This window comes from Cytobacillus sp. ABV4_503 (assembly GCF_056158445.1).
Map to the genome: position 1 here is coordinate 2,222,689 of NZ_JBSWTH010000001.1, position 24,987 is coordinate 2,247,675.

Below are 24,987 nucleotides of genomic sequence, written 5' to 3' on the forward strand. Positions count from 1 at the left end.
GGAGAGGATGCTTTTTTAGACAGCACCTTCCTGGAATCATGAGAAATGACAGTAATCCTATTAATAATTTAAAAAAAGATAATATTGAGCAGCCTGCCCAGCAACTTTACTATTATTCTGGGCAAGGGAATCCGGACAGCAAAAAGAGTGAAAGCGAGCCAAACAAGTCTAAGCCTGCAGGGAAGCAAGTAAAGAAGTCAAACCCTTTATTTTCGCCCAAAGGGACTTCCCTACCTTTTATTTTGGCGCCGCCAAAATTAGAAGACAGGCAAATCACTCGTTATAAAGAAAAGCCCTCAGGAACAACTTTAGATAAGGCATTGATTGCTAAGCCGAAGCCTGTTAAAGAAAAGGGTCAGTTTGTCAATAAAAAAAGTATAAGTATTCCAAAAAGGTTAATGGATTTGCTGACCCCATTTTCTCCGATGCTCAGCTGGTCTCCTTCCTTACCAAGTAAATTTTCAAATAGTATTCATTATAAGACAATCGGAAGAAATGGCCAGCCTGGCTATGAAAGCCACTTCAAGGAAAATACTTTGCAGATCAGAGATAATGCATTGGATAAGGCTGAAGAATCTCAATATTCTCAAGAAAATACGAGTTTGGATGAAGAAGTAATGGAATCCAATTTTCTTAAACAAGAAAAGGAACTGGATTTAAAGACTAATTCAAACAAAAATGAAGTACTGGATTTGGTTCATGAGTTCTCTGCAATCCTTGAATCTACAAGCGAAGCAAAAAAAGAAGAGACTTCTATATTAGATGATCTGTTAATAGATGATCGAGATTACAAGAAAATAGACAAACAAGTCCATGAAAATGAATTTACATTATTAGTGGAAAAAGGGTTGTTACTTAAGGAAGAAAGTCAAGATGAAAAAGTTCAGTTCGATGAATCCCCTGGCATTTATTATGAACCGAGAGTAAATAATGATAGTTCATTGGAGAGTGAATTTGTTTCATTGCTGGAAGAATCGTCTTCATCAGAATCAGACATTGATTCATCTATACAGGATCAAGTCTTTTCTTTGATGGCTGAATCTTTGTTTGGCTGTAGTGAGTCCAGTTCCTTTATGGCAGAAAAACACTCTGAAAATAATACTGAACTTGAGGAATCCTCCTCTTCAGGTGAGGAATCTAAATTTTGTTTTGGATATCAAATGAAAAATAATGATGAATCCTCTGATGAAAAAAAAGAATTCATGCATGATTTTGATTCCCTGCAGGAAAAATTATCCTCTTTTATGGAGGAATTATCCTATATAAGTGATCAGGTTTCATCAATTATAAGTGGGGAAAGTACTTCACATGGAATGTATAGAGCAGCTGCTGATAATGATAAATATCAAAAGATATCGTCTTTGTTAAAGGATTTTTCTTTCATGATGGAGGATGATGAATCTATTCATGGTGCAGATGCTGCTCAAGATGAAGTAGATCATAATGATATAAACGATAAAAGCACCAATCTTATTGATAAGTTCACATCAGAACTTGATTCATCTAACAATTTGGACGAATTGGACCTTTCTAAAAGTGAATCTTCCAGTATGTGTGAAAACACTAAAGAGGTATGTAACGAGAAAGGTGAAATATGTCTTTTCGACCACCACAGCTCCGTACCCTGCCGGACAGGGCCAATCGTAAAGGTACCTGTAATGGTGGCAAAATCAGAATTAGAAATTAATCTATTTGAATGCTTGCCTTTCAAACTAACAGTCAAAGAAATTAAAAAATTGGAATGGTCGGTTGAATCACTGCGCTGCCGGGCACTGCTGCCATCAAATATTGCTTTTATTAAAGGGGTGATTATAGCTAGAATTATTTATGAAAATAATGATTCCCTGCAAATGGTAAAGATACCCCTTCCTATTGAGCATATGATTGATTTATACTGGCTTTCCACCCCAATGCTGCCAGAAGCTAACGCCAATAATGAATACACGTTTCTAACTAAAAATGGAAGTAATTCCCATCATGAATTCTTTCAGCAATTTACAGATGAAATCTATTGCCAGCTTCAAAAGATACATGTTGTCTGGCATGATAATGTCGGATCAGGGTCAACAGTGGAAATCCAGGCCAATGCTATATTATGTCTGGACTTTTTCCAAAAGCAATATGTGGAATTATAATGAGAGGGTATCTTTTAAGGATACCCTCTTTCCGTATTAACATAACAGGCTTTTCTTATCCGTTGCCGTTGCCGTTGCCTAATTGACGCTGAGTCAATCGAACAACAAGATTAACTTCCGCTTTTTCAGTAATTTTATCAAATCTGCCGAATCTGTCAAAATCGCTTAACACGTCCACTTGTGTTACATTTGCATTCAGCAATTTACATTTGATCGGTTCGTTTAAGAATTCAAAAGTAAATGAACCAAAGCTGCAGCGGTCTGCCCCCATGCCATCTTTTGCAAGTTCTCTAATTTCATTGGTCTGGCTGCTCTTATTGCTAAATTGCCAATCAATATCCGGGAGACCGTCTACTAAAGAGTAACACTTGAAAGGAGCATTGACACTGTAATCTTTCACACTGCCTTCACACCCGTCCACATACTGAATGTTCTTATGAATATAACCCTCAACATACAGCTTTACAGCAGTTGGAGCAGTATCTGGAAATCCCTCGGGAATAACAGGTACTGCTTTACATTGAGTTAAATACACATTTTTTCTAATGTTTTTAATATCCGTTGCAGGAGAAGGAAGATAAATATCTGATTCTGTTAAAGTTTGGATCGGAACATCACCTAATACAACCGTTTCCTCTATACTGCCTGTATTTGTTGCATCTCCTACATCACAAAAAGATGTATGAGATTTTGCTGTATCGCATGCCGGAAGGGGAGGACATTTGTCTTTGCCGCTTCCACACCCGCATGAATGGTTCCTCTTCATACAATCACTCCTTAAATAGTTTTTTAGTCAAATTGAAAGCAAGCTTAATGGTTTTCATTGACTCACTATTATATATGTAAGAAAGAGCTATATGGAGTGGACAAGTATATCATGGCATATATATCAATTCTTAATATTATTGAAAAAACCGCATTTACCCAAATTATTAAACAAATTCCGGCACATTAAACGACAAAATAGATATGGACTAAATCCTCTCCTATCAAACTATGCAAATGCCAAAAATAACTGCTCCTCCGGCAAAAATCCACTAATGCACTACTTCATTCATCTATAGTTTGTCTCACTTTCTGCATATGATAAATTGAGCTTAATTAATAAAGGAGGAAAAATTTTGAAAAAGGATAATAATTGTATTAGTACGAACCAATCCGCATCTGTAGAACAGTGCGAGAGTTTTCCGGTAACTCCTATTACAACACCTGGTGGAGCAACACCTGGAGGAGAAGCAATTTTAAGAGTTCCGGTAACTCTTGCTGAATTGAATGTGAGAACCAATCTATCTGCAAAAATTCATTTCCCTGATCCAGTGCTGGAAATCAAGGCTATTAAAAAGAGGGTTAAAATTGTGCAGTGCACACTCCTTCTTCCTGGAGCTGCTGGTTTTGATCCTTTTGCACCTTCACCAACGCCAATTCCTTTATTTATAAGAGGTTTTGTTCGTAAAAATATCCAGTACGCTACTCCATGCCCACATTCATATGGCAGCTCATGTGTTTCATCCGAATTAAAGTCATTAACTGTTGATACCCCATTTGAATGTACTACTACAATTGCTGCCGAAGATTTCCTGAACCCGCCACAGCGTCCGATGTTTAATTCTGAATCAGAATTCGATTTCTTTAGATCCCAAGATTTAGGAAAAGGTTTTCCTGAAAAGGACCATTTGCTTTCAAGCGATCTTTCCCAGTTTCATCAGGAAAGCCGCCAATTCTATAATCAATTTCCTTTCTGCGAATTGCTCGCAAGCAGAATTGTTGAATATGATGAAGCTATAGATCGTCATCCACTGCCAAATCATGCTGCTTTCGAAGAGGGAACCTTCCAAACAATAGTAGAAAAAATGTTCCTCGAATTTACAATTAAAGTTTTACAAAATCAGCAGGTTCGTGTGAATGTTCTATAATCTACCTTTCCCTAAAAATTAAGACGGTTAGACCAATGCATTATCTTGGCAATTTCAGAACGAAATTGCTAAAGATAATGCATTATTATTTTCACCAAGTTATCGAATTCATAAAAAAAACCCGTTAGCGGGTCAAATAAAAAAACGATTATAATATATTCAGAGTTAAATCAAAAATACAATCGACTGCATTTATCTATACTGTTTATGTATTTTACTCACTCCAACTCCGCTTTGGTATTCCAACTAAATCATTCTGAGTCCGGGATACAGACTCAGAATGAACAATCTGCATATAAATGGGTGATACAGTTTTCCAGCTTTCATCACTGGACAGGATGAGAAGATAATAACCGCTTTATCTTATGCGATACATGCCTTGAATCTTTTCTACAAATTTTTCACGGGCAGTTGCTGGTGTCTGTGCATTTTTTTGAGCTGGCCAAGGCAAATTGCAAGGTCCCTTTTTCGGCGGCTGTACGAACCTCGGATTAAATTGCTGGGTTTGCAATAATTTAAAGAATAGTGTTATTTCCATTTTTTCAGTAATCTTATCGAACTGGCCAAACCGGTTGAACTCCTTAAAAAGATCGAGCTCATTAACTTCTGAGAAAATTAATTTACAGTCAATCGGTTCATTATAAAATTCGAATGTTCTTGAACCACCCATAGAATGGTCAGCACCATGTCCCGTTTTATCAAGGAATCTTCTTTCATCCACTGATGATTTTCTGCTTAAAAATTCAATCGGATGATTAAATACCTGAACTTGCTGATTACAGCTAAAAGAAATGTCGGTACTAAAGTCCGTAATGTACCCGCTGCATTCTTCTACATATTGAATATTTTTATGCACAACACCAGTAATGAATAACTTAACATACCCTGGATTTTGAACTGATGGGATTGCTTTACACTGTGTGAGGGATACATTCTTGCGAATCCATTTAATTTCCCTGGCAGCTGTTGGAAGCTTAATATCGGCTTCGACATCCGCCTGGAGCTCCACCTCTGCCAGAACGACAGGAATGTCATAAACAGGAACCTTTTGAATGTCCGCAATAGGGGCAAAAGATCTGTTAAAACAATCTACTGTCTTGGCTTTCGAGATGTCGCAGGCTCCGCTATGACCTTTATTGCCGCACCCCATATTTTTCTTCATACATTTCACTCCTTATATTTTTTAAATCAAAGCAGAAAGAGTACAAAATAACATAATTGAGTAACTTCTTTCTTTTGACCTACTATTTATATATGTATAAAAGACAAGGATGGCATGGACATTTATAATAAGCTGGAACATTTTTTTGGACATTCATTACATAAGACGCAATCAATCTGTCTTAAGTGAATATTGCAGATACCCCATTTTTTAAATCAATTAACGTTCCGAATTCAGCAAAAATGCGTATGATAAACTAACTTTTAAGATTGGAGGGAGAATTACATTTGTCAAACACAAACCTTCGAAAAGAAAAGCTTATTTATTGTTCTGTCGTTACTGAGCTCCAAGCAGCCCAGGTTACAAAAATTTGCCAGGATTATGGTATCCAATCGGTAATCAAACTGAAACCCTATGTAGATATATCCCAGCTGAAAAAAGCATTAAGAACGAAAATGAAGGATAAATTATATGATCCATGCCCCTGTGGCAAAGGGAAGAAATTTAAATTTTGCTGCTATAAGGACGAATTGGAGATAGAACTATAATGTTCTTAATTATAGGAGAGGCAGATTTTATAAATTGATAAATTAAATGTTGGTTAATAGATTAAAATGTAAAGGGGAGCATTACTATTTGCCCCCTTTTTTTAAATGGTAGACTTAAAAAACTCTGAATACTAATAGATAATATAAATATTCTTATGCCTTTTTAGCGCGTAATTTCTTTACGTTGGAGCCGCAGCCGCAGTCTCCATTTCCAGTTCTTTTTTTCTTGTAGCCCGCTCCCTTTATCGAATTTCCCATGTAAATTTTATTTTCATCTTTTTTTTGTGGATTACCTGTTTGATATCTCTTTGGCAACTCCCTTTTTTTATTCAAATGAACTCCTCCTACCACAAATAAATCCACCACAATATATATTATGAGACTTTTAGCTGCAACGTGTTCAGGCTAATACCCAATTTAACGATACAGAGTAATAGCATATCAGGACAGGTGAATTTGTGGCCTTTTTTCCCCGCTTGTATGGTGATGAAGGGAAATTGCTGCTTCAGGCATTGTATACATATTACTGCTGCAGTTTCTGCTGGGGAAAATATCCTGCCCCTTGCTCGCAATTGATAAAACATCATAGATAATCTTTGGTAATATTAGCAGAAGTGATCTAGTACTTATCCGCTCTGATTGTTTTGTTGCTATATACAATCGAATAATATAATGTCACAAGAGTAAAATAGTTAAAAAAGAATAACCGGCGCCTAATCGGTACGCCGGGTTTAGTGGACTAATCAATAATTTTAAGACTTAGTGGATGGTACCTTTTTTCTACTACTTTATAGCCTTTAACTTCTGTTTTTCCTTTATAAAAGGAAACAATAAAATAAGGCAACTCAGGATAGGAATTATTATTCATATCATGTGTAGATGGAACGGCTGGTGAAGTAGGGTGCGAATGGAAAATTCCAGATAGCCCCTCACTCAATTGTTCCATTTCCTGAACGGCTGCCTTGATGGATTCAGCAGACATCATAAACCGATTCCTATTTTGATATTCATTTTTTATTTTCCATAAAGTAGTACATTGGCCCTTTGCTCCTGAAAGAAGCCCGCAAGCTTCATACGGCAAATTGCTCCTGCAATAGCTTATCATCTCTTCATAAATTTTTTTCTTAATTACTATATTAAATTTATTTAAATGATTTTCGCTAATCTTCTTTCCATTGGTTCCCATAGTTATTCCCTGATTGCGCTGGCTGTGTCGTTTTGCTGCGCAATGTGAAAAAGTCCATTGCTGCTGTGTTTGTTTGTTTCGGGAGCGGCTGGTATTGCCCTTGACTGGGATGGTATTGCCCTTGACTGGGGTGATATTGCCCCTGAAAGTTTTGGGGGCGTGCGCTCCCTCCTTGCTGCTGAGACAGCATTCTTTGGAACCAGCTGGCGGATTGCTGGCTTTGCTGCTGTCCCGCCTGCTGCTGTCCCGCCTGGTACTGACTTTCCTGAGGCTGGCTTTGAACTGGCTGTTCCTTATCGGGTGAACTTTGCTCGGAAGGATTTTGAAGTCCAGCTGTGTATGGAGATAGGGGCTGCTTGATATACTGTTTAATAAAGTTCTCCTTTTCCTCAAGGTTGGATTCCAAGGCAGTAAATTGGGCTTTCATTTGTTTCATTTGTTTTTCCCAAATCTCCCTGTCCTTTTCATATTGTGAGATTTTATCCTGATACTGTTTCATATCTGCTTTGAACTGATCTAATTGCTGGTTCAAAGCCCGTTCACTTTCTTTTTTTACTTTATAAATTTCAATGTCCTTCGCCTGTAATTCTGAAGCCAGCTGAGCATTCATCTTTTCAAGCTCTTCCATTTTTTCAACCGTTGCTTTCGTTCTCTTGAGCTCACCTTTTAACTCGTCAATTTGTTTAGACCAGGAGCCTTTCTCTGCATCAAATTGGTCAGATTTTTCTTTATATACATTTACCTGATCCTGAACATGCTCCAGGACCTGAAGGTAAGAATCTTTTTCACGTTTATAGTGATCAGTTAATGAATTAAACTCCTCTATTTTTGTTTCAAGATCTTCTTTAAGTCTGAGTTTCTCAGATTCGAATTGTTCCAGACGTGTGAGTGAATTTTGAGCTTTGTGAAGCTCAGTTCTCATTATCTCTATCTGATTCTCCAACTCATCCTTTCTTGCTTCTGACTTCTCATAGTCATCCTTTATTTTTACTAGCTCCTCCATAAGCACACCCTTCTCCTTTTTAATTTGATTAAGCTCTATATTCTTTGATTCCAATTGGTGTTTTAATGAGGATGTCATCCGTACTAATTGTTTCATTTCTGTAAATACCTGGTTTAAATTTGCCGTGATTAAATCCATGCGTTTTTCGTCTGACTTCCGATGAGAAGAAAGGACTGAAAAGTTTTCATTGAAAGCAGCATTTTCTTCCTCCAGTTTTGCAAGCTTTTCAAGAAGACCGATTTTTTCTTCTTCAAAACTGTTATTCTCATCTTTTAGCTTGCCCATTTCAATCTCACGGCTTTCCAGACGGTTAAGCACTTCCATTTTTTCTTTCTCTTTTTGTTTTAGTTCTGTCTTTAAAGCTTCCATTTCTGCCTTAAGATGACTGACTGACTCTGCTGAATTATTTTTTTCAGACTCCAATTGGGTTATCTTTTGTAGATAAGATACGTTTTTCTGACTTAATTGTTCCTGATTTTGGATTAAAACCCGTAATTCTTGGCCCATTTTTTCGTTTTCTTTGATTTTCGCTGATGCTTCCTCTGATATCTTTTTAAAATTTTCCTCCAGAGATTTAGCATTTTCCTCAGCCTGGAGCATTCTTTCGGTTGCCTTTGTTAATTCACTGCAATAACTTAGATTTTCTGTTTCCAATTCACTTGCTTTCGCTGTAAGTATGCTGATTTTTTGTTCTGCTTCTTTCAGCTTCTGGCCAGCCGGTTGCAATTCATTTTGCAGGCATTCAATTATTGTCTTATTATCATTTCTTTCCTTGTGTAATTTTTCCAATTCTAATGTTTTATCAGCAAAATCCTTTTCTAACTTTTGATTATGCTGCAGTAAATCATTTTGTTTCTCCTGAAGCTGCTGAAGCTCTGAAGTTTTATCCGCGAGTTCCTTCTCCAGTTCCTGATAGGTCTGTTCAGAAGTCTGAATATGCTCCTGTAAATGATTATGTTCCTCCTGCAATTGCTTCAACTTTGATGTTTTATCCGCGAGTTCATGCTCCAGTTCCTGATGGGTCTGTTCAGAAGTCTGAATATGCTGCTGTAATTGATCATGCTCCACCTGCAGGTGTTGCAGCTTAGATGTTTTGTCAGCGAGTTCCTGCTCTAGTTCCTGACGGGTCTGTTCAGAAGTCTGAATATGCTCCTGTAAATGATTATGTTCCCCCTGCAATAGCTTCAGTTTTGACGTTTTATCCGCGAGTTCCTTCTCCAGTTCCTTATGGGTCTGTTCAGAAGTCTGAATATGCTGCTGTAAATGATTATGTTCCTCCTGCAATTGCTTCAGCTTTGATGTTTTATCCGCGAGTTCCTTCTCCAGTTCCTGATGGGTCTGTTCAGAAGTCTGAATATGCTGCTGCAAATGATCATGCTCCTCCTGCAGGTTTTCAAGCTTAAAAGCTTTTTCAGTCAATTGACTTTCTAATTTTTGATATTTCTGTTCAGCAGTCTTGTTATCTTCCAGTAAACGATTATATTCCTCCTGCAATTTTTCAAGCTTTGAAGACTTCTCTGCCATTAGATTCTCTAATTGCTGGTTCTTCTGTTCAGCTGTCCTATTTTCTTCGAGTAGCTGATTATGTTCCTGCTGCAGCTGTTCCAGTTCAGAAGTCTTTTCAGCCAGAACGTTATTTAATGATTGGTAATCTTTTTCGACTGACTGGAAATTTTGTAATAATTGCATTTTCTCATCTATAGCCTTCCTTAACTGCGATGCCAATTGATTTTCTTTTGCTTTTGATTCATCTGCGCTTTTTTCATGCTCACTTAACACCATTCTCAGCTCATTAACACTTTCCATAGCTGTTTTGAGCTCCTGATGATTATGTTCCTTTTCCTCTTCTGCTTCCTTTAAAGCTGCTGTTTTAGCTTCAAGCAATGCCTGGAGTTCTTCAAATTGCTGATCCTGATCTTTTAGGTCGTGATTGAGGTTTGAAATTTCCTCTTTTAAGCTATTTATTTCTTTTTCCAGCTGATTTTTCTCTTCTAAATGTTTTGCCGTTTTCTCCCTATCCCATTTGGAAAACAATTTTGGATTGAGTTCACTTTGCATGAGCCTTTCATTTTCTTTAGTAAGTCTCTGCATATCCCTTTTCAGAAAATCATTATCATATTTCATCTGCTTTAATTGCTCAATATAATTTTGAACAACTCCATCATGGTTAGCGCGAAAATAAGAAAGCTCCGATTCAAGATGTATTACTTTCTGCTGCAGCTGAACATAAGTCAGTCTTTCAACTCTGCTCCTTCTTAGCATCATATTCCTCTCCTTTAGGCAGATACCCATTCCTTTATCTCCTAGTTTATGCCCTTCAGCTAAAAACGTGTAATGATGCAGAACCAATAAATTATTTAAAGAAGCACTTTGCCTGGATGGCTATCCGGATAAAAAAACTTGTATCTAACATATATGTATTCAGGAAGAATAGGTAAATTATCCAAGAATCAATTAATGCCAATTGATGCAAGCCCTTCAGTATGGATTAAATTTATTTGCTTTTTAAGCCGTGCAAAAAAGGCTAACTCAAAGGGTCGATTACATCGATCATTCGAGTTAGCCTTTTCATTTTTTCGGTTAGGAGCTATGCTTCCATTTATCATTTCAAAGAATTTATTTCTTTCTGTAATAACCCTTTCCCGTACTCATACAACTGAAAGTCAATTTCATTTTTCTGCTCGATCAGCTTTCTGATTTCCGCTGGAACCTGTTCCATTTTCGGACGTCTTTTAGTTACATTGTGCTTATTATTATAAGGGGCATTCCATCCAAGCTTATTTCTCATAATTGCTAGGGACTCATTAAAACGCTCCGTTATTCCAACCATCAAAAAGTGTTCTTCGATATTTTTTTTAGCTTTTTCTATTGATGCAGTACCATCCCCGGAAATCATTTTTGTTTGTAAGTTATGAATTTGATTTTGTATATTTCTATCCTCACACAAAATAAACTCCTTTAAAGTTAAAGACATAGCTTTTTTATTTAAAGGGTGCCGAGGGCTTTCCCTTAGAAAGTAATAAAAGGAAATGACACGGTCTACAGGATGGCGGAGCATTGTGAGATACTGAACAGGCTGCGATAAAGCTTCATGCAGACCAAATTGAAAATGGCCCTGTATCCACTTTACAGAAGAGAGTCTTGAGTTAGGTGTTCCCTTTAGCTTATTATAAGCGTCCTCATGTCCAGCATAAAAGGAACGGATTTGATAAATACCATACTGTTTTTCTATTATTTTCCTCATGGAGGTACCAGCTGTTTTTGGTATGTGGATAAATATTATCACTTTTCATCCCCCGTAATTCATTATTATTCATTAAGCATTTGTTAAAATACTTTTAAAAATTGGTTCAGATGCTCTGTGTTCAATATCCAGCTTGCTTTAATGCCAGGAACATTTAGTTCAGTTGTTTGACCGACAAAATAATGCAGCTTGCCTCCCGTGGATGTATTCACTAATACATCACTCATTTTAAAAAATGTATTAGAAGTAAGGATAAGAACTTTGGGATGATTTTGCTGAAAGACACTGTTATACATCCCTGAACCTGAAGTGCCTGCTATAACCTTTGCATTGCGGAATAAATTAATTTGCTCTGATATTTTTAGTTCCTGAGGGTGAATAATTTTATAGCCGTTTAAAGAAAAAATCCTTTCAACAGCTTTCTCATTCAGTAAACCTCTCCGCTGATTTTTCAATTTTGACCTGGAGACATAAATCTTTTCAGCCCCTGTCCCCCTGTCATAGTAGTCACCGATTCTTTTCCATGTTTTATAGGCAAATGATGAGGTGTATTTTCGTAGACAAAAGGATTGAACTGGTATATGAAGTCTTTCACATACGATCGGATTGTCCAGATATACAATTTGCCTCGTGCTAATTCCGAAGGGTTTAAGCAAATCGAGCTTCCAGCTGGTTCGATCTTCTGGATTCATAATGAATTTTACCTTTTTAACATCAATATACTTTGTAATCCATAGTCTTGAGATAACCTCTAATAAAAAATGCCCGAAGCCGCTTTTCTCTCCGCTTAAAAAAATACAATCACCTTTTTGATATTTCGTATTTTCTATATTTACCTTTAGTGAGAATCGATTTAATCGTTGATTATAGGTCAGATGGTTTGTTGAGGAGTTAAACTGGTAATGTCTGAAGCTATCAGGAAGAATAAATTTTCTGTTATGGATAATTGTCTGATTCCTTATGCATAAAGTATTTCTAAGACTTGCAACATAAAAATCCTGTGTTACACATTCATTTGGCAAGTTTATACCTGGAAAAGGCAGCACGGGTGGAACGATTTGAGTTCTTTCTGGATTTCTTAAATGATATAGAGTATTCTGCGGTAATATTCCTAATTTAAATTCTTTAAAGTCTTTGGCTGCACATATTTCTCGGTACGGAATCACCTTCATGTAATTTCTGCTCACAATTTCACCCTCCAAAAAATTTCCGGTACAAAATATTATATTCTTCCTAATGTGGATGGCTTGGATTATTGTCCAGACAAAGGGCAAATAAAGGTTAAAATATTTAGGCTCGGCCCTGTTAACTATTGTGAGCACACTGCTTCTCAATCGGAATATATTAACATTGGGTTAAAGGTTTATGGAGATTTATGCTTTCTGGTTTGGGTAATCAGGAATGGTGTCTGAATTTACGCAAAAGCCCATACACATAGCAGGAGAAGCAGCATAACATACAAGTAGGTTTAACCCTAATATAATAAAGCGAGAGGATGATCAGTTAATGGATTTTAAGTCAATTAACGGCGGACAGGAGACTTTATGTATAAAAGTAAATAAAGTTTATGACTGGGTAACCCGCCAAGTTGATGTGCCACTTATTGCTTTTAATGCAAGTGATCTAGCAGCTGGAGCAATTGAGTTTGACTGTGAAAATGGCGGTGTAACGCCAGATACAGACCCATGTGCAGTTCTAGGAGGAAATTACACAGTTGAATGTTTTGCAACTGATGAAAATGGTACTCCTGTTGACCCTCTAGCACCTGGATCAATTCTTTGCCAGGAAATCCCTCAGCCGGATGGCCGTGCAAGCGGGCAGTTCCAGTTGCCAGATGGATCAACAGTTACTTTGCAAAAAGTAAAGGTTTTAAAGAAAGGTTTTGTAGTTGTACGAGTAACAAATCCAAATGGCTTGTCATGTACAACTGGGCCGATTCCTTGGGCTGTATCTGAGAAATTCTTCTTATGTGCGCCTCCAGGAACTTTCCTGCAATGTGAAATTACAGACTTTGAATGTGATGCCAACTTGATTTGCCGCGCAACTGCTACGCCTGGTGAATTCGAATTCCAGCAGCTGGATATTTCAATTAACCTGTGTCAAAACGTTCAAATGGAAGCTTTGGTAAAGCTTGAAATTACAGCTGAATTCTGCCAGCCGCGTCCTGACATGCCTTTCGTTTGTCCGCCGCTTGCGTTCCCGCCTCAGTGCCCGACTGTATTCCCGGGACCTGGTCCATCACCAGCTTAATAGATCATGAAAAACTAGAATCTAAGAGGAGTGCCCGCTCCTCTTTTTTTACATTTAAAACGCTGATTGATAAAGTTTTATATTTTACTCAGCTCTTACCCTCAGAAACATTAACATTTACCCTTACTTAAAGGCATAAAGTGTAAAGAAAACATTTGGTAATGGAATAGGAGTGATACCTTGTTTTGGAAAAAGAAGGAACCTGAAATTGTTAATAGTATCGCCTGGTTCAGTTATTCCATTATGCTTCCTGAAAAGGAGGAGGAAGAAGAGGATATTATGGTAGTTGGAAACTTGAATATAAGAAATATCGGTACAGCTGCATTAAATAATCCCCTCATTTGTCTGCGGACAAAACCTTCGGAAAATGTGCGGCTTGGCGGAAAGATCGGTTCAGTAAATCATACCGCTCTCATGATTGATGGTTCTAATACAGAAGCCTGGGTATATATAGATGATGACTGGAAGGAAAAAGCATTAAAGATCGGTGAACACTGGTTAAAGCCAGGAAAATCCAAGGCGCTTGAGCAAGGGACAAATTTAAATTTTGGATATGAGCTGCAGGTTTCTTCCAAGAAAAAAGATAGATTCGTTCTTGTGGACGGTTTTTTTTATTGTGATGAACAAAAAGATGGAATCGGTGCCTTAAACAGCATTTCTATTAATTTTTAGGTGAATGTTATGAGAATATTATTTATTTCTTCAGGTTATACAGGGATATATAAATTTTTTGAACAATGGATTATGAAAGAGCTTCAAAAGAAAACCAATGTAAAACAATTTGATCCCCTAACTGGCATTGGAAAGCTAAAAACAATGGTAAATCAGTTTAAACCGGACATTGTCATTGTCCTTCTGGGCTTTAAGGTCCCTTTAAAAATAATCCAATGGGTAAAGACACAAAAGATTAAGACGGCAGTCTGGCTAACGGAAGATCCTTATTACATGGATAAAACGGAAGTGCTAATACCCAATTATGATTATATTTTTACTATCGATACGGCAGCCAAAGATTTCTATATTAAAAAAGGGCACCAGCAAACTTTCCATTTGCCATTAGGAACTTCAACAGAAATATTCAAGCCTATTCAGGCCGGACCAGCTTTTATAAGCGATATATGTCTGCTGGGCTATCCATATCCGGATAGGGTGAAGCTTATCCAGGTTCTTCTGGAAAAAACACCTTATAAAATCAAGGTAATTGGCAAATGGAGAAATAAATTAATCCGGCTGCAAAATCACCCCAGATTGAGAATTCATGATATTTGGGTGGAACCATCGATTGCGGCTCAGTATTATAACGGAGCAAAAATTGTATTAAATACGCACAGGCCCTACAATTTACATCAAAACAAAAATCGGATTGGCATTAAGGGCAATAGCATAAATAATAGAACCTTTGATGTAGCAGCTTGCGGGGCTTTTCAGTTAATTGAGTACAAAGAGGATTTGCCAATCCACTTTATCGAAGACAAGGAGATCGTATCATTTAAAACGGAAGATGAACTGCTTCAAAAACTTATTTTTTATATTAATCATGAAGAAAAGCGCAAGGAAATTTCGGAACTCGCAAACAAGCGCGTCCTTAAAGAGCATACATTTGAAAAAAGGATGGAAGACATGCTGAGTAAGCTCCAATGACAATAGTAAGTAAAGACTATCATTGGCAATTAACCTACTCCGCATCTTCACTGTTCCATGGTTTTGTTCCGCGATGCAGTTTTCTCTGAACCCCTTTGTCATGTACCCGATGTTCATCGGTTAATGCATTTATGGGATAAAAATCCCAATGCCTTACAAGCTTTCTAAAAAAGCTGCGTCACCGGCCTTCCAATTGTCAGGGTGGTCATCCCACCCTTTCACTACCTCTAAGCAGGATCGACTGTGCATAAAGGAATTATGATCAACCCTCCCCATTGGATATCGTGTAACTCCAACTAAGGGGCGTATAAAAGTCCTTGTAATCCTATTCCCTGTATACACAATGACTTTTTGTCTGCCATATAAGACATGAATTTTGGGGTTCATTTGAAACGCCGCTGCCATTCTCTCGAATCGGGTTGGATAGTATATATCATCATCAGTTAAATAGGTTACTAAATCTCCCGTTATCCTTCCGAGTGCTAAATTAATGCAGGTTGCATATCTGGTTGTTTTTGGGCGATCCTCGGGACTTACTCCTGTCTGAATTAGTGTAATCCGGGGATCTTTATCAGCAATTTCATTTAATACATTTTTAGTTTTTGCATTAGAATTGTCATCTACAACAATGAGCTCCCAATTGGGATATGTTTGCTGCTGAACACTTGCAATGGCCTCACGGACTCTCTGAGGACGATTATAACTTGTTAAAATACAGCTTATTTTCAGGTTAGGTTTATTTTTGGTGGCTTTAGACATTTTATTCACCTTGCTTTTTTCATTTTCTGTGCGGGCTTTCTTCAATAGGGCTTTTTTTTGCCTTAAAGATAAATGAGGAGTTATTCCGCTGGTTTTCTTTCTGAGAAAATTTCCCTTGGTGACTCCAGCAAAATTTTGAACTACCACCAACAAATAATACACCTCCCTTACTGCTGAATAGATAAAGCCGCTACACTAATGTATTCATTAATTGATGGAATTAGCTCTCTTTTAAAAAGGTTCAGTGGTTCGTTATTTTTTAACTTTGTAGTTTGGCTGTAAAGGTTTCAGGATGCCATTTGAAGTCTTTACATTAATGATTCTTTTGGCTGAGGGCATTTTTCTGCCTTGATACGATGCATTGGAGGAAATCTTTTTATTAACCTCATGGCAAAAGCACATAGTCTCACCGCCTTTTATTCGCACTGATTCGCGCTGGGCACTTCAAAGGTCCCTTAGTAAGTTTGAAGCTTTCCGTTTACATATTTTTTTGTAGAGTACCCTGCTTTTGTACCCTTCACCACAGGCATTTTATAATTGTTTGCTGTGAGCTTAACCGCTTTTCCGTAATTCGGGTCACTTCCTAAATAATATTTATTAACTTTTTTACAAAGACACATAGGAGCACCTCACTTTCTTAAGATATACTATTCGTGAGCTTGTCTTCAGTTTGTGCTAATATACATATTCTTCAACTTTTTTAACTAACAAATTTTGAATCTCTTTTTTATGGCAAAATTCTTATTATGTCGTCAGCTACTTGAAAACTTAACTCAGGCCTTCTGCTTTTTACAAACTTTTTTAATTCCTGGATTGTAGGGTAATCATTCAAAATAGGATTGGGACCAATAAAACATCGGGCATCATCAATTAAAATTACATGATGCCTAACATGATGCTTTAAAATCTGATCTAATTCATCCAAAATAGGAGTATCTCTATCCCCTCTGGCTGTATCTATTGAATCTGGTACATAATGTCCGTCCAGCCAAAATACACAAGGTACATTAATAGACTTCAGCATGTCCCCCAATACTAAGGAGCTATCACCATGCACAATATTCACATGTGAATGGCTGGAAAATTTTATTTTTGCTTCATTATATAGGTCTTTATCTAATTCTATTGAGACTATTTTATTGAAATTATTTAATACTGCCTCAATCATGGCACCTTTATAAGTACCAGTCTCTATTAACACCTGTATGTTATTTTTTTTCTGGTATTTCTTTACTGTTTCTGGTCTGATTTTGTAGGGTTTAGCTTCCAATAACCAAAAACGCATAGTCTCTTCTCTTGTTAATGAATTAGGCAAATATAAGTTATTTCTCCAAAACTCCAATATATTTTTATACTTATCTTCCATAAATAATCACCCTTTATTTGTTATACCAATTAAACCCGGAAAACTATAAATAAGGATTTTTCACGGTTAGCTTATTTTTCAAAAAAAGATCGATATAATAAATCAACTTTTTTCCTGAATATTTCAGAATTGAAAAAATCGATTGAGTGGCATGCCTTGTAGCATAGGCTATAAAGCTCTTTAATATCATCTTCAATAAATGGATCATTTAACAATCTATCTAAGCTCACCCTGCTATGCTGTAATGAAGGGTCAATAAAATGATTTAACTGCCTTTTTAATTCTATCTCATTTTTTTCGATTTTAAGATTGAAAGTCTTAGAAAGAATTTTTAAGCATCCAAGACTATTGTCCAGGAATTGGTTATAATCAAAGATGAGCCTTTTATGGCCTTCTGTCTTTTTCAAACTTAATAACGTTCTTTGCTGCCAAAGCTTCAATGCTGTAATGTCTTTAAAGTTATATGCTTTTTTGAATGAATGAATAATGTCTACGGGATTACGAACCAGGATTACATAATGGGGAGTGACAGATAGTTCATTTAATACCTCATTCCATAGTGCAATAAAATGGCATGTTCTTGGATCTTTCCATCCCCATACCTCTTTATCTAAATATTCTTTTGTTATATAGTCTTTCAATTCTTGTTTTAAATGGATGTAATCCTTCTTGTGCCACCATTCATGATGAATATTGTTTCCAACTGTTTTAAGCATCTTTTCATGGATCATTACAATTCTGCTGTTTTCCCAATAGCCTTTTGGATTTGTGCGGTCAGCAGGATAAAGATGGGATCCTACATCCACTCCCATTAAATTTATCGCCCTGGTCACCATTGAAGATCCGCATCTTCCTGATCCTATAATGCAAATTGCTTTATTTTCTCTAACCATAGTTTCTCCTTTCACATCAGTTGTTTTAATAAATCTGCTTTTTTCTGAAGACTTTCCGGTAAGCAAATAGATGATTGGTAATTTGTTATTTTTACTGGGAAAATTAATGATAAAAGTTTGGAGGAAACTACTGCTGGCATTATTTTTAGAAGGAGGATAGCAGATGTAGATTTATTAGATGATTTTTTAACTGTTTACTTTTTTTCTGAGATATATTTTTGTACCATTTCCAGATTTTTGATATCAGTCAGATTATACTTACCTATTTCTTTTGTCCCCCCTAGTCCATTTGCAATTCCAATCACTTGTGTAGGCGATTTAATAGAATCAACGATTATATCCCCTTCATTCCCAATAATCCCCCCTGATACTAATTTTATTTCCTCTATTGATGACTTACCTTGCACCTCCCTAAAAAACTTTTCAGTATAGTCCATTAAAGGTATTAATGAGTATAGAAACCCCAATCGTACATCAAGCCGAAAAGAATTTAACCTTTTTTTACTGCTGTTTTTATAAAATTCATGAGTAAAATTGTTTATGCCACCATCCAAAACTAAGGCATTTTCCTTTAAACTTTGAATAATATTATGATTAATTACTTGTTCAGAAGATATAAAGGAAATAATAGCATCAAAAAAATCACTCATCTCTTCAAAATTTTGTAATTGTTTGATCCTATTTAATGAATATCTAGGAAGAATTAAGTTAAGCGCATTTACCAATAAACTAACCTTATTTTTATCCCGTGAATAAATATATATCTCTGCCCCTCGTTCAGCCAATCTTAACGCAAGTTTCCCAGCTATATTGCCTGCACCATAAATTAAGATTTTTTTATCCTTAAGAAAATCTTTAAAATAATTCAACATGTAAAGGTCTGCAGCTTCTACAGTCGCATCATTTGGTTTGTATGACTTGACAATTGAGGACTTTATAGTTTTTTTTGCAATACTCTCGAGATCAACATTTTTTTTGGATTCAACATCTATTAGAATATACTTGACCTTGCCATCGAGAAAATTCAAACATTTTACTGCTGAATGAATATTTGAAATTAAGAAATTAATCGTTTCAAATCCAAGTGTTTTTCTTCTTGGCAAGACAGTAAAGGGAGCTGAATCTCTAGATGTCATCCCTACTGTTGCTACAGTTATTGAATTAGGGGCAGTAAAACTTTTCAATTCTTTTTTTATCTTCTCAATCATTTCAGCTTATTTTCCCTCCTTTTATACCTGAAATTGATTGGTTTTTTATTTTTTCATTATTGATCTTTAATAATTTTATCTAGCATTTGCCCAATTTTTTCAGGATAATGGATTACAGCTTCTTTAAGTTTTTCTAATTGTCCTTGTAAATTCTCACTGCTTTTTATTTTGGGAACAGCAATCATAACATTAGGGTGTTTGGTTTTCACTATTTCCTCACTAGTGTAAAAAAGTGATTCATTTAATTTTTCTCCCTGACGAATTCCTGTAATTTCTATTCTAATATCTTTGTCTGGTTCATAACCATATAAGCAGATCAGCCTTCTGGCAATATCAATGATTTTAACTGGCTTCCCCATATCCAGTACGAAAACCTCTCCCCCTTTTGATAGTGCACCTGCTTCAAGAACAAGTTGCACTGCTTCAGGGATGGTCATAAAATACCTCACCATATCTGGGTGTGTTACGGTAACCGCTTCTCCTGACTCAATTTGTTTCTTAAAAATGGGAATTACACTTCCGCGGCTTTCCAGCACATTTCCAAACCTTACAATTGAGAACTTCGTTAAACTTTCTGATGCAGCAGCCTGAACAATCAGCTCTCCAATCCTTTTAGTTTTCCCCATAATATTAATAGGCTCGACAGCTTTATCAGTTGAAATAAAGACAAAGCGTTCAACAAAGTATTTAGATGATGCCTTGACAAGATTTTCAGTTCCAAAAATATTGTTTCGTACTGCTGCTCCTTCATTCATTTCCATTAATGGAACATGTTTGTGAGCTGCAGCATGAAAAACAATAGTTGGTCTATACTGTTCGAAAATTTGTTCAATGTGATTCTTATCCTGAATATCCGCTATTATTAAATGTATTTGAGTTTTGGGAAACTTTTCTTTAATATCTGCAGAGATATTAAAAATACTATTTTCTCCATGGCCAAGTAAAATCAGCCTTTTTGGACTGTATCCGGCAGCCTGCTTAACTAATTCACTTCCGATTGAGCCTCCTGCTCCAGTAATTAAGACGGTTTTATTTGAAATATATTCACTAATTCTCTTTGTAGGCCTAATGATGTCTCTTCCAATAAGATTTTTTACATTAATATTAGGTGGTTTACTATTAATCTTTTTTTCTGCCTGTTTTTTAGTATCCTTTACTAACTGTTCGTTGCCATTACTAAATGAAGCATTAATCGAAGGAATATTATTATTGAAGAAAACTCTAATTGGCCCGAAAAAAAATAATGCTGTTGTAACAAATAGAATTAATAAAAAGAATAGATTTGATTGTATGCTCATGAAAATCAAAACGTATATACAAAATAAAAAGCTGGCAATTAACAAATGCTCTTGCTTTACAATTGAAAATTCTTTTCTCAACAGTAATTTGTACAGGCACAATTGAACTAATGCTACATAGACTAATAGTGCAAAAACAGCTCTTAAATCCATAATTTCAATAATTAGCGCCTTACTTTCTGCAGCTATTAAAGAATATATAAATATACTGGATATAAAGAGGAAATGAAAAATATATTCTTTTGTAAATTGGATCAGATTATTCATTGTTTTTAATGCCCATCCTTTCCTTAGAAACATTTTGATGTTCTTTTTTTGCACTTTATATCAAGTTGGATTGAAAATCGTTTTTTTATTATCCAGTATGATAGTTAATATAAAAATGCAAGTTGAGTATTCTTTAGGGTATCGATGTACCATCACAATACATCGTATTCAAAAAGAATGATTTTGTATGGGTTAGTAACCTCTTGTCCAAAAAAATAACCTGTTAGTTTTAAACTAACAGGTTTTAAAATTATAAGATTTATATATCTTTTTCGCATAAAGCCTTTAAGGTCGGCTTTTCAATGATAATTGTGCGAGGAGAAATTAAGGGTGCAATTTAAGAAAATCATCAGAATTCCAGCTAAATATCATTATTTTTATTATTGGGATTATTTGTATGATTTTTATTATATTCATTTGCGGTTTTATCAAATCTAAATTCACGGCCTTCTATTATCTTATCTATAGCATGGCCAAAATCAATAGCAATTTTACCAGTATCACGCACAATTCGGGGTACAAGAATCGAAGCAGGTAATCCTGCAGAAACTAGTGCCACCTCCCAATTCGAATTTCTGCATAATAAATTGTGTACCTTTTGGAGATCCTCCATACCCTCCAGATTAATTGTGTTGGTAACTGTTACTCCTTTTTTCTTAAATAAATGCTGAGCCTCTTTTGAACGTCTTCCCACCAAAACAACTTTTTGCATTCGAAGCCATTCCCAAAAATCCTGGCTTCTTATTAGTTCATGGGTAACCCAGGCTGAACATACATGTTTCGGTACAATTTGAAGTGCCTTTAACATTTCTTTTGCTGCTAGGGCAGCTCTTCTATCCTCATAAATACGAGATGTTGAACGATGGAGACCAACAATATCCGTCATTTTTAATGCTTCTCTAATATCAGTCTGCATCTTCTGAGGATTCTCAGTTGCTCCATTGTATTCTCTATAGTTCCATCCCTTAATCCAATCAGGATATGTGGTCCATGCCAAATTAATCTCACTATGGCCAAATCGGGCAAGTGAAAGGGGTTTCTTCTGAAGAAAAGCCACTTTCAATAATTTAATAACATCTGAGGTTTGCAGCATGTCATTTTCATACTCACCTGGTATCTTCCCCATAATTTATTAATCCCTTCTGAAATGAGTTTTTAACTTCTTTATTACCATTTCGGCGGTTACTTTCTCTGCAATGTTTTGTGATTTTAGTGTGAGATTCCTGTTATTTATTTTAATTTTGCTGTTAAATTCTCTGCTTGTGATTATATGAATAACTATATCCCTCTTATCCTTATTTGACCCCTTTGCAGAATATGAAAAGGAATAGTATTCCTTTTTGTTCGGTTTCCTGTTTAGTAATTCCAGAAACACTCCATCTAAAAAATGTTTACCCTTTTTTTTCATAATTTGATGAAGCCGGCCAAAGATCGTACTGTTATTATTTTTCTTTTCATACAGTGGATTACGAAAAGAATTATTAAGCTTAACGATTAATTCTTTACTTTTAAAAAAGGAACTTAGAATTACCTCTTTTTCTGTTCCTTTTTTTAACTTTTCCACATGATCCTGAAAGCCCTGCTGGTCATATTCACGATTTAAAATTTCCCTATATAACTCTTTAACAAATTGAGAATTTTCTTTGCTATACATTTCTTGAATTATTTGAAGTATCTTCAAATCACTTTCCTTCCTCCTTTTTTATTTTGGCAGACTTTGTAAGACATTTTTATATTGTTCTGCAAGTGATTCCCAACTCAGCTCTTGTTCAGCATATTTATATGCATTATTTACGATATTCAACGATATATTTGGACTATTAACCAAACTAGGAATCTTATTTGCAAATTCATTTAAACTGCAAATAATTGCATGATTTCCATTTGAAATTTCGTAGCCTCTCGCTCCAAAGTTTGTTGTTATAACCGGAACTTTCTTCCCAAAATATTCTGCAAGCTTCATATTTGAGCCAGAACCTGTGATAATTGGATTTATAGCAGCATCTGCTACTCTTAAGAGAGCATCTTTAAACTCTTCATTTAATGTTTTAAAATGTAAAACATTTTGAGGCGGTGCTTTTCCAGCTGAGTTACAAACCGATCCAATAATTAAAAAGTAATAATTTTTTAAGTTCAAAGCCAAATCTTGTTCTATATACTGTAAGGCCTTCACGTTCGGGTAATGATTGCTGCCAATAAATACAATAACCGGAGCTCCTTTAAAGAGATTTTTAATGCTTGAAAAGTCATCGTTAAAATAATCATTATCTTTTAGTTTTATACCATTTTTTATAGTAGCAATCTTTTTTGGATTCATATGGAACATCTCTATGAATTGGTTTTTATCCTCAGTTGACACCGTTATTACTAGGTTGCTTTTTTTTAATGCAAGTAACTCTATTTTTTTCACTTGATTAATTAAAAATTTGTACATGGGATGGCCCTTTAATATTTCACTTTTAAGTTTTGTCTCTACATTTAAGCTTTCATATATCAATGGTTTACTTTGAAGATCTTGTATTAAAGGAATCATATAAGGGTGAGCAGTAACTATAAACTCAGAATTTCTATAAAGTAACTTGGTTATCTTCATTAGTAAATTGTTTTTTGTGCACATATAAGAATTAACAATATCACTTACACTTATATGAAACTGCTTTTTTATTTTCATGTTTTCTTGAATATGTTCAGGTGTTTTTGGAATACTTACTTCAAGAAAGTTCTCTGTAATTCGCTTTTTTTCAATCACTTTAGCATTTGTAAAGCAAAGTAAAATAATTTTATAATATTTTGATAGGCCAGAATATAATTGTTTAAGTCTAACTTCTCCTCCTGATAATGCTGTGGACACTTTAAAATCATTAAGGACAAGAATATTTTCTCTTTTTTTTCCTTTTGTGATATTATCAATTTCCTTCTTAAATTTTAAAACTATTCCTTTCCAAGAATAGTTTTGGTCGATGTGTTTTTTTCCCTTCATTGCGATAGTCTTTAATCTTTTCCTATCTTTTATCGCTGTATCTAAAATTGCTGCAAAATTATTTTTGTCAGCCGCTAAATAATCTTCACCTGAAGTCAAATTGAGGCCGCGAACTCCCATTTCTGTTGAAATTAAAGGCAGACCCGCTGAAAGGAATTCAACAGTTTTTAAATTAGTGCCTCCACCAGAAAACATTGGATTTATAGCAAAATCTGAATTAGAAAGAAGTTCTTTTTTCTGTGAGTTGCCAATTCTCCCCAAAAGTTCTACATTACTTCTGCTTACATTTTTAAATTGATTACAGCAATCACCTGCTATAACAAAATTTATATTCTTGCACTTCACTGCAAGATTATTGATGATAAAATTTACAGCTTCATAATTCGGGGGATGTTTGCTTCCAATGAAAAAGGCAGTGGGCTTTTGCCGGTGGTGTTTTGTCGGGATATTTGTCCATTCTTCAGGAACGATGCCATTGGGGGCAAGTTTTATTTTGTCTATATTTACACCATAAGATTTAACAAAGCCTTTCCTGTCCTCCTCTGATACTGCAAAAACCAGGTCAGCCAGCAATACCATCTCTTTTTCAACTTCAAAAAAATACTTAGTATACTTTTTTGCTTCAACTCCATCCCACATCTGCTTTGCCAGATCTGCCTCATTGTTATAACTGTTATATATTCTTGGTTTCTCATCAAATCCAAAAAATAAGTCGTAACCCAAGGTAAATGGTGAATCATGAATTATAATATCGCTTTGTTCGTATAGATTAAGAAAAACTTCGTGATACTTATTTGGATAATTGGACGCCAAGGTTGAAACTAAAGCAGAATATTCAATTCCAACCTTTCCGCGTAACTCTTTGTTAAGGCGACCGTGAATATCTAAATCATTTGGGACTAAATATTCCCTGAAGGTTTTCGAATATTCAACAATCCTTACTGATTTATGAGGGTGTGATGAAGAAATGAGGGTTACATCATAATGATTACTTAATTCATTATAAAAGTGAAAATACCTGTGTTCACCTCCGGTAGCAGGAGGGTTTTTCGCAGGGAAAAAATTAAGAACAAGGATTTTTTTCATATGCTTAATTCCCCTTTACTTTTTACAAACAAGAATTTAAAAATAGGC

General features: G+C 35.6%; 21 protein-coding genes. 6 read left to right on the top strand and 15 right to left on the bottom strand.

Annotation, left to right across the window (positions count from 1 at the left end):
• Window positions 1-38: 38 nt before the first annotated feature.
• Entirely contained in the window at window positions 39-2,135 is a 2,097-nt protein-coding gene (locus tag ACXAD1_RS11195; RefSeq protein WP_474910040.1) for a hypothetical protein, read from the top strand.
• A gap of 55 nt (window positions 2,136-2,190) precedes the next feature.
• Here ACXAD1_RS11195 and ACXAD1_RS11200 read toward each other — a convergent pair whose 3' ends face one another.
• Window positions 2,191-2,901 (bottom strand): CsxC family protein, encoded by a 711-nt coding sequence (locus ACXAD1_RS11200; protein ID WP_206839626.1) that lies wholly within the window; start codon window positions 2,899-2,901, stop codon window positions 2,191-2,193.
• Window positions 2,902-3,256: 355 nt separating this feature from the next.
• Here ACXAD1_RS11200 and ACXAD1_RS11205 point away from each other — a divergent pair, with 355 nt between their 5' ends.
• Window positions 3,257-4,048, top strand: a complete 792-nt coding sequence (locus tag ACXAD1_RS11205; RefSeq protein ID WP_206839624.1) for a CsxC family protein — start codon at window positions 3,257-3,259, stop codon at window positions 4,046-4,048.
• A 358-nt stretch (window positions 4,049-4,406) separates the two neighbouring features.
• Here the strand turns inward: ACXAD1_RS11205 and ACXAD1_RS11210 are convergent, their stop codons facing one another.
• Window positions 4,407-5,210 carry a CsxC family protein gene (locus ACXAD1_RS11210; protein WP_206839622.1) on the bottom strand — a complete coding sequence of 268 codons (804 nt, stop codon included), beginning with the start codon at window positions 5,208-5,210 and terminating at the stop codon, window positions 4,407-4,409.
• A 287-nt stretch (window positions 5,211-5,497) separates the two neighbouring features.
• Here ACXAD1_RS11210 and ACXAD1_RS11215 point away from each other — a divergent pair, with 287 nt between their 5' ends.
• Complete coding sequence (locus ACXAD1_RS11215) at window positions 5,498-5,758, top strand: DNA-binding protein (RefSeq protein ID WP_206839621.1); 261 nt, start codon at window positions 5,498-5,500, stop codon at window positions 5,756-5,758.
• Window positions 5,759-5,911: 153 nt separating this feature from the next.
• Here the strand turns inward: ACXAD1_RS11215 and ACXAD1_RS11220 are convergent, their stop codons facing one another.
• From ACXAD1_RS11220 to ACXAD1_RS11240, 5 genes are all read right to left on the bottom strand, one after another.
• Complete coding sequence (locus ACXAD1_RS11220) at window positions 5,912-6,091, bottom strand: hypothetical protein (RefSeq protein ID WP_206839619.1); 180 nt, start codon at window positions 6,089-6,091, stop codon at window positions 5,912-5,914.
• A 406-nt stretch (window positions 6,092-6,497) separates the two neighbouring features.
• Window positions 6,498-6,944: a M67 family metallopeptidase gene (locus tag ACXAD1_RS11225; protein ID WP_370222595.1), complete on the bottom strand. Its 447-nt coding sequence runs from the start codon at window positions 6,942-6,944 to the stop codon at window positions 6,498-6,500.
• Complete coding sequence (locus ACXAD1_RS11230) at window positions 6,919-10,212, bottom strand: coiled-coil domain-containing protein (protein ID WP_474910041.1); 3,294 nt, start codon at window positions 10,210-10,212, stop codon at window positions 6,919-6,921. The genes ACXAD1_RS11225 and ACXAD1_RS11230 overlap by 26 nt, the downstream gene beginning before the upstream one ends.
• Window positions 10,213-10,549: 337 nt before the next feature.
• Complete coding sequence (locus ACXAD1_RS11235) at window positions 10,550-11,233, bottom strand: sulfotransferase family 2 domain-containing protein (protein ID WP_206839614.1); 684 nt, start codon at window positions 11,231-11,233, stop codon at window positions 10,550-10,552.
• Window positions 11,234-11,274: 41 nt separating this feature from the next.
• Window positions 11,275-12,378: a glycosyltransferase family 61 protein gene (locus ACXAD1_RS11240; protein ID WP_370222591.1), complete on the bottom strand. Its 1,104-nt coding sequence runs from the start codon at window positions 12,376-12,378 to the stop codon at window positions 11,275-11,277.
• A 319-nt stretch (window positions 12,379-12,697) separates the two neighbouring features.
• On the opposite strand from ACXAD1_RS11240, the gene ACXAD1_RS11245 reads away from it, so the two are divergent.
• From ACXAD1_RS11245 to ACXAD1_RS11255, 3 genes are all read left to right on the top strand, one after another.
• Window positions 12,698-13,441, top strand: coding sequence for a BMQ_0737 family morphogenetic spore coat protein (locus ACXAD1_RS11245; RefSeq protein WP_206839612.1), 744 nt, complete (start codon window positions 12,698-12,700; stop codon window positions 13,439-13,441).
• Window positions 13,442-13,621: 180 nt separating this feature from the next.
• Window positions 13,622-14,113, top strand: coding sequence for a hypothetical protein (locus ACXAD1_RS11250; protein WP_206839611.1), 492 nt, complete (start codon window positions 13,622-13,624; stop codon window positions 14,111-14,113).
• A 9-nt stretch (window positions 14,114-14,122) separates the two neighbouring features.
• A complete protein-coding gene (locus tag ACXAD1_RS11255) occupies window positions 14,123-15,082 on the top strand; it encodes a CgeB family protein (RefSeq protein WP_474910042.1) in 960 nt (319 codons plus the stop codon).
• 153 nt (window positions 15,083-15,235) lie between these two features.
• Here the strand turns inward: ACXAD1_RS11255 and ACXAD1_RS11260 are convergent, their stop codons facing one another.
• The 8 genes from ACXAD1_RS11260 to ACXAD1_RS11295 all read right to left on the bottom strand — a co-directional run bounded on the left by ACXAD1_RS11260 (window position 15,236) and on the right by ACXAD1_RS11295 (window position 24,939).
• Complete coding sequence (locus ACXAD1_RS11260; RefSeq protein ID WP_474911298.1) at window positions 15,236-15,988, bottom strand: glycosyltransferase family 2 protein; 753 nt, start codon at window positions 15,986-15,988, stop codon at window positions 15,236-15,238.
• A 580-nt stretch (window positions 15,989-16,568) separates the two neighbouring features.
• Window positions 16,569-17,207, bottom strand: coding sequence for an rRNA adenine N-6-methyltransferase family protein (locus ACXAD1_RS11265; protein ID WP_474910043.1), 639 nt, complete (start codon window positions 17,205-17,207; stop codon window positions 16,569-16,571).
• A gap of 71 nt (window positions 17,208-17,278) precedes the next feature.
• Window positions 17,279-18,100 (bottom strand): sulfotransferase family protein, encoded by an 822-nt coding sequence (locus ACXAD1_RS11270; protein WP_474910044.1) that lies wholly within the window; start codon window positions 18,098-18,100, stop codon window positions 17,279-17,281.
• A 194-nt stretch (window positions 18,101-18,294) separates the two neighbouring features.
• Window positions 18,295-19,308 carry an NAD(P)-binding domain-containing protein gene (locus ACXAD1_RS11275; RefSeq protein WP_474910045.1) on the bottom strand — a complete coding sequence of 338 codons (1,014 nt, stop codon included), beginning with the start codon at window positions 19,306-19,308 and terminating at the stop codon, window positions 18,295-18,297.
• 56 nt (window positions 19,309-19,364) lie between these two features.
• Window positions 19,365-20,873 (bottom strand): UDP-N-acetylglucosamine 4,6-dehydratase family protein, encoded by a 1,509-nt coding sequence (locus tag ACXAD1_RS11280; RefSeq protein ID WP_474910046.1) that lies wholly within the window; start codon window positions 20,871-20,873, stop codon window positions 19,365-19,367.
• A gap of 361 nt (window positions 20,874-21,234) precedes the next feature.
• On the bottom strand, window positions 21,235-21,966 hold the full coding sequence (locus ACXAD1_RS11285) for a GT-D fold domain-containing protein (RefSeq protein ID WP_474910047.1): 732 nt from the start codon (window positions 21,964-21,966) through the stop codon (window positions 21,235-21,237).
• Between the two features lie 39 nt (window positions 21,967-22,005).
• The gene (locus ACXAD1_RS11290) at window positions 22,006-22,554 is read right to left on the bottom strand and encodes a DUF4214 domain-containing protein (protein ID WP_206839602.1); all 549 of its coding nucleotides are present in this window, start codon (window positions 22,552-22,554) and stop codon (window positions 22,006-22,008) included.
• Between the two features lie 21 nt (window positions 22,555-22,575).
• The gene (locus ACXAD1_RS11295; protein WP_206839601.1) at window positions 22,576-24,939 is read right to left on the bottom strand and encodes a glycosyltransferase family 4 protein; all 2,364 of its coding nucleotides are present in this window, start codon (window positions 24,937-24,939) and stop codon (window positions 22,576-22,578) included.
• Between the last annotated feature and the right edge of the window lie 48 nt (window positions 24,940-24,987).